General features: G+C 64.5%; 10 protein-coding genes. 2 read left to right on the top strand and 8 right to left on the bottom strand.

Annotation, left to right across the window (positions count from 1 at the left end; genetic code table 11):
• The coding region (locus EN749_RS22330; protein WP_145990971.1) for a (2Fe-2S)-binding protein at window positions 1–550 on the bottom strand (550 nt) is incomplete at its 3' end.
• Window positions 547–1,407 carry a xanthine dehydrogenase family protein subunit M gene (locus EN749_RS22335; protein ID WP_128363984.1) on the bottom strand — a complete coding sequence of 287 codons (861 nt, stop codon included), beginning with the start codon at window positions 1,405–1,407 and terminating at the stop codon, window positions 547–549. The genes EN749_RS22330 and EN749_RS22335, both read right to left, overlap by 4 nt.
• A 246-nt stretch (window positions 1,408–1,653) precedes the next feature.
• Here EN749_RS22335 and pncA point away from each other — a divergent pair, with 246 nt between their 5' ends.
• Both pncA and EN749_RS22345 read left to right on the top strand, forming a co-directional pair.
• A complete protein-coding gene (pncA, locus tag EN749_RS22340; protein WP_127395498.1) occupies window positions 1,654–2,268 on the top strand; it encodes a bifunctional nicotinamidase/pyrazinamidase in 615 nt (204 codons plus the stop codon).
• 157 nt (window positions 2,269–2,425) lie between these two features.
• Window positions 2,426–3,871, top strand: a complete 1,446-nt coding sequence (locus EN749_RS22345; RefSeq protein WP_128363985.1) for a sodium:proton antiporter — start codon at window positions 2,426–2,428, stop codon at window positions 3,869–3,871.
• On the opposite strand, the gene EN749_RS22350 is transcribed toward EN749_RS22345, so the two are convergent.
• The 6 genes from EN749_RS22350 to EN749_RS22375 form a co-directional block, all read right to left on the bottom strand.
• The gene (locus tag EN749_RS22350; RefSeq protein WP_128363986.1) at window positions 3,872–4,591 is read right to left on the bottom strand and encodes an ABC transporter ATP-binding protein; all 720 of its coding nucleotides are present in this window, start codon (window positions 4,589–4,591) and stop codon (window positions 3,872–3,874) included.
• Window positions 4,588–5,316 (bottom strand): ABC transporter ATP-binding protein, encoded by a 729-nt coding sequence (locus EN749_RS22355; RefSeq protein WP_128363987.1) that lies wholly within the window; start codon window positions 5,314–5,316, stop codon window positions 4,588–4,590. Before EN749_RS22355 ends, EN749_RS22350 begins: the two co-directional genes overlap by 4 nt.
• Complete coding sequence (locus EN749_RS22360) at window positions 5,313–6,275, bottom strand: branched-chain amino acid ABC transporter permease (RefSeq protein WP_128363988.1); 963 nt, start codon at window positions 6,273–6,275, stop codon at window positions 5,313–5,315. The genes EN749_RS22355 and EN749_RS22360 overlap by 4 nt, the downstream gene beginning before the upstream one ends.
• Window positions 6,272–7,153 (bottom strand): branched-chain amino acid ABC transporter permease, encoded by an 882-nt coding sequence (locus tag EN749_RS22365; protein WP_127321453.1) that lies wholly within the window; start codon window positions 7,151–7,153, stop codon window positions 6,272–6,274. Before EN749_RS22365 ends, EN749_RS22360 begins: the two co-directional genes overlap by 4 nt.
• A gap of 38 nt (window positions 7,154–7,191) precedes the next feature.
• Window positions 7,192–8,496, bottom strand: a complete 1,305-nt coding sequence (locus EN749_RS22370; protein WP_128363989.1) for an ABC transporter substrate-binding protein — start codon at window positions 8,494–8,496, stop codon at window positions 7,192–7,194.
• Window positions 8,497–8,624: 128 nt separating this feature from the next.
• Window positions 8,625–9,935 carry a hypothetical protein gene (locus tag EN749_RS22375; RefSeq protein WP_245491473.1) on the bottom strand — a complete coding sequence of 437 codons (1,311 nt, stop codon included), beginning with the start codon at window positions 9,933–9,935 and terminating at the stop codon, window positions 8,625–8,627.
• Window position 9,936 lies beyond the last annotated feature (1 nt).

The raw sequence follows: 9,936 nt of genomic DNA on the forward strand, positions 1-9,936 counted from the left end.
AGCGGAAATCGAGGCTTGCGCCCTGCAGGGACGCATCCATCACCGCCGCGATGATCTTCCGGTAGCCGGTGCAGCGGCAGAGAATACCGCCCAGCGCATCCTGCACCTCGGCCTCGGTCGGGCTTGGCTGTTTGTCCAGCAACGCCGTTGCCGCGACCAGCAGCGCCGGCGTGCAGATGCCGCACTGCGCCGCGCCATGGGCAAGGAACGAGGCCTGCAGCGCCGACAGCCGGCCATTGGCGAGGCCTTCGACGGATGTTACCGCCGTCCCGGCGGCGGAAGCCGCCGACATCAGGCAGGCGCAGACCGGATCGCCGTCGACCAGCACCGTACAGGCGCCGCAGTCGCCGGCGTCGCAGCCGATCTTCGTGCCGGTCAACAGCAATTCATCGCGCAACACCAGGGACAGGCGGCGCAGGGGCGGCACATTGACCGAGACGGCGGTGCCATTGACCTCGAAGGCGATATCGGCGCGCAAAGCGCCGAACCCTGGCTGGTCCCTGCCCGGATCGGGCAGGGCTTCACGCGCGTCAGGCTGAATTTGGCTCATGCCGCCACCTCTTCGCCAGTCGTACGCCCCATAGCCGCGAGCACCGTGCGGGCAACAATCTCGCGCACCGCATCGAGCCGGTATTCGGCGCTGCCGCGCACATCGGCGATCGGCGACAGTTCTGCCATCGGCGCGGCCAGGACCGCGTCGGCGAGTCCGCCGTCCACCGGCAGACCGTGCAGCGCGGCTTCGACGCCGGCCAGCCGCTTGGCCACCACCGAGCAGGATCCGGCGGCGACGGCGGCGTCGTTGACGATGCCATCCTCGACGACCAGACGCGCCGCCACCATGGCGATGGAAATGACGAGATAACGGCGCGCGCCGAGCTTGACGAAAGCCGACATGCCCGCAGCGGCGGTTCTCGGCACGCGGATCGCCGTAACCATCTCACCGGGCAGCAGAGCCGTGTGGCGATTGCCGAGAATGAAGTCCTGCAGCGGCAGGTGCCGCGTCGCGGCAACTGAGCGCAGCTCGACCTCCGCGTCGAGGATGAGCAGGCCCGGCACCCCGTCGGCGGCCGGCGAGGCGTTGCAGAGATTGCCGGCGACCGAGGCGACGTTCTGGATTTGCACCGAGCCGACCTCTCGCGCCGCCTGTTTCAGCGCATCGAAGGCCGGCGGCAAGGGATGGCGGACGATGTCGGTCCAGGTCGTGCGCGCGCCGATGACGAAATGGTCGTGCGTCTCGGCAATGCCGCGCAGCGCCGCTAGGCCGTTAATGTCGAGAACATTGTCGCGGAAGGGTTTGCTGCCCTGTGCCGGATAGAAATCGGTGCCGCCGGCAAGGATGCGCCAGGCGCCCTCGCCAAGCAAAGCGAGCGCTTCGTCGACCGAGGTGGGTTTCGCGTAACGGATCACGCTTTGCCTTCCAGAAAGGAACTTTCCGAATCCGGTATTTCCGGCGTTCGAGCCGAGAAATTCATTCGTATGCAAATGATATCAAGACGGCAGGATTTGTCAAAGCCCGAGTTTGCGGCGGCCCGGCCGGCACGCATTTGTTATGTCGCGAGAGGGTTGACGCCGCCGGCCATCTGGTCAAGTTTCTGCGTCCGGTCGCGTCAGCGGCATTTTCCACTGGAGCCTGCATACGGAAGAGGAAAGCCCATGGCCGACGAAGCGCTTGTCGTCATCGACCTGCAGAACGATTTTTGTCCGGGCGGTGCGCTGGCGGTTGCCGGCGGCGATGAGATCGTGCCGCTGGTCAACGACCTGATCCGGCGAACCGACCATGTCGTGCTGACGCAGGACTGGCATCCCGCCGGTCATTCCAGCTTTGCCTCCAGCCATCCTGGCGCGCAGCCTTTCACGATGATCGAAATGCCCTATGGTCAGCAGACGCTGTGGCCGGACCACTGCATCCAGGGCAGCCTGGGCTCGGATTTCCATTCCGGCCTCGCCTGGACCAAGGCCGAGCTCGTCATTCGCAAGGGATTTAGGCCTGACATCGACAGCTATTCGGCTTTCTTCGAGAACGACCGCACGACCCAGACCGGCCTTGCCGGCTACCTCCGGGAGCGCGGCATCGACACGCTGACCCTGGTCGGGCTGGCGACCGATTTCTGCGTCGGCTTTTCGGCGCTGGACGCCGTCAGCCAGGGCTTCAAAACCACAGTGCGGCTCGATGCCTGCCGCGGCATCGATCTCAACGCTTCGCTCGATACAATGCTGCAGCGCATGCGCGACGCCGGCGTGACGCTCGAAGACCCTTTGTCGGATTGAACGGCCGTTGGGCAAGCACCCCCTCACCCGGATTGCCAGCCGAATTGCGAAGGGCAATTCGGGGCAATCCGACCTCTCCCCGAGGGGAGAGGAGAAGGCGAGCGTCGGCGCCGAGTCTCTTCTCCCCTCGGGGAGAAGGTGGCCGCGTAGCGGCCGGATGAGGGGGCCTTTTTCATATCCGATCTCCCTGTTGGCTGCATGCGCTGCGATAATTGCCGCCGTGCTGTTCCCGGCACAGGCTTTCGGGGCGGAGGAACACGGCCTGCCCGGCGCTTCGATGCCGCTGTGGTGGGCGCTGCCCTTTGCCGGGCTGCTGTTGTCGATCGCCACCGGTCCGCTGCTGTTTCCTCATGTTTGGGAACATCACTACGGCAAGATATCGGCCCTTTGGGCCGCACTGGTGATCGTGCCGCTGGCGGCTGCCTTCGGTGTTCCCACAGCGACCGAAGCGGTGCTGCATGCGTTGCTCACGGAATACATGTCGTTCATCATCCTGCTGTTTGCGCTGTTCACCATTTCGGGCGGCATTCTCCTTGCCGGCAACATTCACGGCACGCCGCTGGTGAATGCAGGCCTGCTGCTGGTCGGCGCGCTGCTGGCCTCGGTGATAGGCACGACCGGTGCCTCGATGATCCTGATCCGGCCGATCATCCGCGCCAACGATAACAGGCCGTTCAACGCCCATGTCGTCATCTTCTTCATCTTCCTGGTGTCCAACATCGGCGGCTCGCTGACGCCGCTTGGCGATCCGCCGCTGTTCGTCGGCTTCCTCAGAGGTGTCGACTTCTTCTGGACGACCGCCAATCTCTGGCGCGAGACCCTGTTTGTCGGCGGTGCCGTGCTGGCCGTCTTCCTGGGCATCGACATCATCCTGCATCGGCGCGAGGCTGGCGCGCCGAAGATCAAGGATCCGACGCCGGACACGACGGTGCGTCTGCGCGGCCTGGCCAACCTTCCGCTGCTGGCAGGTGTGATCGGCGCCATCCTGCTGTCGGCGGCCTGGAAGCCGGGCGTCAGCTTCTCCGTGTTCGGGGTTAGCCTGGAACTGCAGAACCTGGTGCGCGATGCCATCATCCTGGCGCTCGCCCTGCTGTCGCTTCCGCTCTCCTACAAGAGCCACCGCGAGGCGAACGGCTTCAATTGGGGTCCGATAGCGGAGGTGGCCAAATTGTTTGCCGGCATCTTCGTCTGCATCGTGCCGGTCATCGCCATCCTCAGGGCGAGCCATGAGGGGGCACTGGCGCCGCTGGTTTCGCTTGTCAGTTCACCCTCGGGCGCGCCCAACGACCTCGCCTATTTCTGGCTGACTGGGGCGCTGTCGTCCTTCCTCGACAATGCGCCGACCTATCTGGTGTTTTTCGAGCTTGCCGGCGGCGACCCAAGGCACCTGATGACGGAGTTCGCTTCGACGCTTGCCGCGATCTCGGCCGGAGCCGTGTTCATGGGCGCCAACACCTATATCGGCAATGCACCGAACTTCATGGTCTACGCCATCGCCCGCCATCGCGGCGTGAAGATGCCGGGCTTCTTCGGCTACATGCTGTGGTCTGGGCTGGTGCTGATCCCGATATTTTTGGTCGCGGGCTTTCTGTTCTTCGGCTGATCAACCCACGCCGACATAACGGCGCACCGCCGACGGGTCGGCGCGCAACTCCTCGACGTCTACCGTCTCGCGGTTGCGGCCGTTTTCGATGAAGGCAACGTGGTCGGCGACCGAAAGCACTGCATCGACACGCTGCTCGACCAGGATGGTCGAGACGCCCATGTCGCGCAGCTTCGACACCGTCTCGCGGATCTTGGCGATCATCGACGGCATCAGCCCTTCGGTCGGCTCGTCGAGCAGCAGCACTTGCGGTTCGAGACAGAGCGCGCGCGCCATGGCCAGCATCTGCTGTTCGCCGCCGGACAATGTGCCGGAACGCTGCCGCAGCCGCTGGCGCAGCAGCGGGAACAGGTCGAGGACATTTTCCCGCACGGCCTTGCCCTTGCCGCGCGCCATCAGGCCGATCTCGATGTTTTCCGCCACCGTCATCTCGGCGAACAGCCGCCTTCCCTGCGGCACATAGGCGACGCCGGCCTTGGGCACCTCATGCGCCGGCAGACCAGTCAACTCTTGGCCAGCCAGTTTGATCGAGCCGGCGCTTGAGGGAACCAGCCCCATGATGGCTTTGAGCGTCGTTGTCTTGCCGGCGCCATTGCGGCCGAACAGGCACAGCACCTCGCCCTTGTTCAGCACCAGGTCGAGGCCATAGAGCACCTGGACCTCGCCATAGTAGCAGTCCAGTCCAGAGATGGTCAGCGCCTCGGACTTTGCCTCGGTCATGGGGCGGTCCCCAGATAGGCTTCCTGCACCGCCGCGTTCTCGCGGATCGCTTTGGGGGTGCCTTCGGCCAGGATCTTGCCGGCATTGAAGACGGTGATGCGGTCGGCGAGTTGCATGACGACAGGCATGTTGTGCTCGATCAGAAGCACGGTGGCGTTCTTGGCGATCTCGCGCACCAGGGTGATGAAATTGTCGATCTCGCTGTCGGCCAGCCCTTGCGTCGGCTCGTCGAGGATCAGCAGGCGCGGCTTCAGCGCCAGGCCCATCGCCACTTCCAGCAGGCGCTGATGGCCGTAGGACAATTGGCCGGCCGGCATGTGGGCACGATCGGCCAGGCCGGTGCGTTCCAGTGCGGTCATGACAGCGGCCTGTATCGCGCTCTTGGAATGACTGCCATGCCGCAGCGTCAGTTGCGCGGGCAGCGCGACGTTGGCGTAAACGGACAGGTTGGCATAGACGCTGGTGAGCTGGAAGGTGTAGGCGATGCCCCTGCGCACCCTGACATAGGCAGGCAGATTGGTGATGTCGGCGCCGTCGAAGACGATCATGCCGGCAGACGGCTGGATGCGGCCGCTGACCAGGCTGACGAAGGTGGTCTTCCCCGCCCCGTTGGGGCCGATCACGGCACGGATCTCGCCCGGCATCAGCGCGAAATCGACATTGTCGACGGCGCGCAGACCACCGAAATTGCGCGACAGGCCCTTGGTGGTCAAAAGCGGCATCATGGCAGCCACCCGAGCCAGCGCTGGCGGATGCTGCCCAGAATGCCTTTCGGGAAAAACAGCACCAGCAGGATCAGCGCGATGCCGACGATCAGCAGATAGGCGGAGGTGTAGCCGCTGGTGATATCAATGACATAGTACATGAACAGCGTGCCGATCAGCGGTCCGAGCGTCGTCGCGGCACCCCCCAGCAGCACCCACAGCAGCGGCAGGATCGAATACTGCACCGACGCGAAGCTCGATCCGACATAGCCGAACAGCAGCGCATAGGCGGCCCCCGAGGCCGCGCAGATGATGCCGGAGATGACGACGGCGGCGAGCTTGTTCGAAAACGTATCGTAGCCGAGCATCTTCGTGCGCTCCTCATTCTCGCGGATGGCGACCAGCACGCGGCCATAGCGGGAGCGGACGATGGCCAATGTGACGAGCAGCACGATGGAAAACAGCGCCAGCGCTGTCATGTAGCGCACCGTCGGATTGGTGAGTTCGAGCGATGTAGCGCCAAAGCTGAGCACCCGCGCCGGCTGCGGCACGACCATGCCTTGGTCGCCGCCGGTCCAAGTCGCGAAGTAGAGGATGAGGAGGTAGAACACTTGAGCGAACATCATGGTGACGATCATGAAGGCGACGCCCGTGGTGCGCAACGCCAGCAGGCCGATCACGAGTGAAACAACAACACCACAGCCGAGGCCCGAGGCGAATGCCGCTGGTACGCTCCAGCCGAGCTGGATGACGGCAAGGCCGGCGCCATAGAGCCCGGCGGCGAAGAACATCGCATGGCCGAGGCTGAGCAGGCCGGCATAGCCGAACAGCATGTTGTAGCCCATGGCAAAGACCGCCAGCACCATGATGCGGGCAAGCAGGCCGTGATAGTAGTCCGGCAGCAGGAAGTTCAGCACGAAGAGCAGGGCGATGACGCCGAGATGCAGGGCATAGGCTTTTGCCGGCGAAGCTTCGCTCATCGCGATGCCGTCCCGAACAGGCCTTGCGGGCGGAACACCAGCACCATGGCGACGAGCAGCGTGGCAATGATCTTGGCCAGCGTCGGCGAGAAGAACATCGAGATGATGCCGTCGGAGAGGCCGATCAGCACGGCGGCGACGACCGTGCCGCGCAGCGAGCCGAGGCCGCCGATGATGACGACGATGAAGGAGAGCAGCAGCGGATCCTGTCCCATCAGATAATGCGCCTGGCTGATCGGCACGATCAGCACCGCGGCAATGGCCGCCAGCATGGCACCGAGCGCGAAGACGCCGCCATAGACACGGCCGACAGGGATGCCGAAGGCCTGTGCGGTTTCGCTGTCATACTGCGTGGCGCGCATGACGAGGCCGATCCTGGTGCGCGTCAGCACCAGCCATGTCGCGGTGAGCAGCAGCGCGGAAGCGGCGATAACAGACAGTTTGTAGCCGGAATAGCCGAACCACGGCAAAAGGATGCGGTAGCTGAACGGCGGCTCGACCGGCCGGGCTTCCGGGCCATAGAAAGTCAGCGCCAGCTGCTGGATGATGTAGAGCATGCCGATGGTGGCGACGATGGTGGCTTCCGGATTGTAATTGAGCCGGCGCAGCACCAGCCGTTCGGCGACCAGCGCAATGGCGCCGACGATCAGCGGGGCAATCACCAGCGCCGCCAGGAAGCCGAGCGCAGGGTGACCGCCGATGGCCGTGGTGATCGCCCAGGCGAGCACCGCGCCCAGCATGAAGAACTCGCCATGCGCGACATTGACCACGCGCATGACACCGAACACCAGGGACAGCCCAAGCGCCGTCAGCGCCAGCACGGCTGAGGTGACGAGGCCTTCGAGGGCAGCGAGGAGGAGGTGGGGACCAAAGTGCATCGGTTACACGCTGGCAGGCGCTTGCTGGAATGCCAAACTCACAGCGCCTGCGTGGTATAATCTCCCTCGGCCTCGTAAAGCCCGTCCTCGATCTTGGTCTTGTGCACGACCTTGAGCTTGCCGCCCTCGACCTTGGAGATGTTCTGGATGCCAAAGCACTGGTGGATCTTGCCGTTGAAGGTTTTCGGTCCCTGCGGATGCTCCGGGCCCTCGGCGAATTCGGTCAGCGCTTCGGTCGCCTCGACCAGCTTGGCGCGGTCTTCCGAGCCCTTGTAGCCGGCGTCTTCCATCGCCTTCTTGACGACGTAGAGCGTCTCCCAGCAGCCGAACATGTGGGCTGCGGTGGAGACATCCTTGGGATCGCCGACGGCAGCGCCATTGTCGTCGATGCCGACAGCGGTGCGGTAGGCCTTCTGCGCTTCGGAATCGTTGGCCTGCGCATAACGCGGCGAGCCTTCCCAGAAATGGCTGCCGTCGAGGAATTCGAGGCCGGGACTGTTGATGTCGGTGGCTTCGAGCGAATCGATGAAGCCGAACAGTTGCGGCCGGTTGGAGCCATAGAACTCGCCGAGCTCCTTGACGAAGGTCAGCACGGCCGGGCCGACCATGACGTGGTAGATCACCTCGGTCTCGGCCGGGATCTGCGGGAAGTATTTGGTGAAGGACGATTCCGTCGGCGGGATGGCGATCTGCGCGATGACCTCGCCGCCTTGCGCCTTCAGTGCCGGCGGCAGGTAGTCGCGATGGTCGTAGCCGAAAGCGAAATCGGGGAAGATCTGCGTCACCTTCTTGCCGGCATTGGCCGCGATCCACGGCGCCATCGACTGGATCTGGCTCTTCACGTCGGTGATGCCGGGCTGGAAGACATAGCGGTTCAGCTTTGTCGAGGCGACGTGATGGCCTTCGCTGACGACGAAATAGGGCATCTTGTTTTCGCCGGCGGCGGGCGCCGAGCCAATGACGACATGCGAGAACAGCGTGCCGAAGACGATGTCGGTCTTGTGCTGGGTGGCGAACTTGCCGACCACCTCGGCGCCACGGCCGGGATCGGTGCCGTCATCCTCGATGATCACCTCGACCTGACGGCCGTTGATGCCGCCGGCGGCGTTGATCGCCTTGACCGCGGCAGCCGTGGTCTTCTCGTACCAGCGGCCATAGGCGGCGCCGATGCCGGTGCGGTGCGACTGGAAGCCGATCTTGATCGGCGCCGAGCTCTGCGCCTGGGAATAGCGGACGAAGCCGGGGGCCAGGCCCAGGCCGGCGCCGGCGGCCAGACCCTTCAGCGCCGTGCGGCGGGTGAGCGTGGATCTGGAGAGATCGAAAAACCCATTCTTGTCAGTCACGGCAGTTCCCCTGTTTTTGAGTTTTGACTGGCTGTAACGAGGCAAAAAATCGCATGTGTACAAACTAAATCACCAAAGCCCCGACGTGGCAAGCGGGCTTTCCCCGAAGGCATGCTGGTCGCCTTTTCTCATCCGACAGTCGGCGTGGCAAGCAACCAGAGGCCGAAGACGGTGTAGGCGATCATCAGCAAGGTGAGCGGGAACTGGCTGAGTGCCGCGCGGGAGGGCTGTGGGTGCAGGCGCCAGGCGAAGCCGTGAGCGACGAGGACGGCGAGCACATGGCCCAGGATGATGGCGCCGGCCTGGATATTCCACAGCCACCACGCAGAGTCCGCCCCCGCAACGATGCCGGCCTCGATCTGCATGTCGGCGGTGCCGAACAGGTTCCAGCCCAGCGCCAACGGATCGGACAGTGCCGCAAGCGCATACTGGCCGTCGACGAGCAGCGCCGTCAGATAATGCGCAACGTGATAGGCAAGCGCAATCGGCACGATCGACCACACCAGCAGGCCTGCGGCCTGGCCGAGCGTGTGATCGCTGCCGGCAAGACGCTGGCCGAGCCGGACGGCAAGCAGGAACACCGCCGCCAGCAGCGCGAATGTCAGGATCAGCCCGCAAGTGCCGCTGCCGATCAGCGCGGTGCGGCCGGGAAATTCGAGCGGGTTGATGCCGAACAGGCCGAGCCAGAAGAAGGTCTTCGACAGGCCGTCGAAGGACACCGACGACAGGGCCAGCAGCAGGAAGGCGATGCCGCTGGCCGGCAGGGGCTGCGCCGTCAGCAGCTTGGCGCCGGGCCAGCACAGGCCAAGCCGGCCGTCTTGGTTGCGTTCGGCCACGGCGAAGCGCGCCACCATCGAGAAGAAAACCGTCAGGAATTCACCGCTGCGGCTCCAGTCGCGATAGCCGAACGCCAGCATGGCGAGGAAAGAGAACAGCCAGTAGAGGCCGGCGGCCAAGGCCAGCCGCCCCGGATCGTCGGGCGCCGGATCGATGAGTTCGAACCAGGCGAAGGCGAAGAACAGGATGACAGCCGGCCAGCAGCCGACCCATCCGGGCAGGCGCCATGCTCCGTGATCCCTGGTCCCGAACAGGCGCGAGGCGAGACGCCATGCTCCATACCAGGGGTTGAGCCATGACCAGAGGTCGCCGAAGACACCCTGCAGCAGCGTGACGCCGGCCCACAACAGTGTCCAGATCACCAGTGGCAGAGGATTGGAAAGTGGGTCGCGGCTGCCGAAAAGGCCGGCGGCTATGAGGATTACAAAGCCGGCAAAGGAGAGCAGGCTGATGACGGTGCGGGCGGCGTTGCTGAGGGCAAACAACGGCAGGCGCCGGCGCCAGAAACGGTCCAGCAAATCCGCAGGCAGCAGCGCCAGGACGAGGAAGCTTACGGCAACGGCGAAGGCGCCGCCGATCAGATAGTAGCCGGTCGGCAGCAGC

The sequence above is a fragment of the Mesorhizobium sp. M7A.F.Ca.ET.027.02.1.1 genome, from assembly GCF_004022985.1.
Classification (GTDB): Bacteria; Pseudomonadota; Alphaproteobacteria; order Rhizobiales; family Rhizobiaceae; genus Mesorhizobium.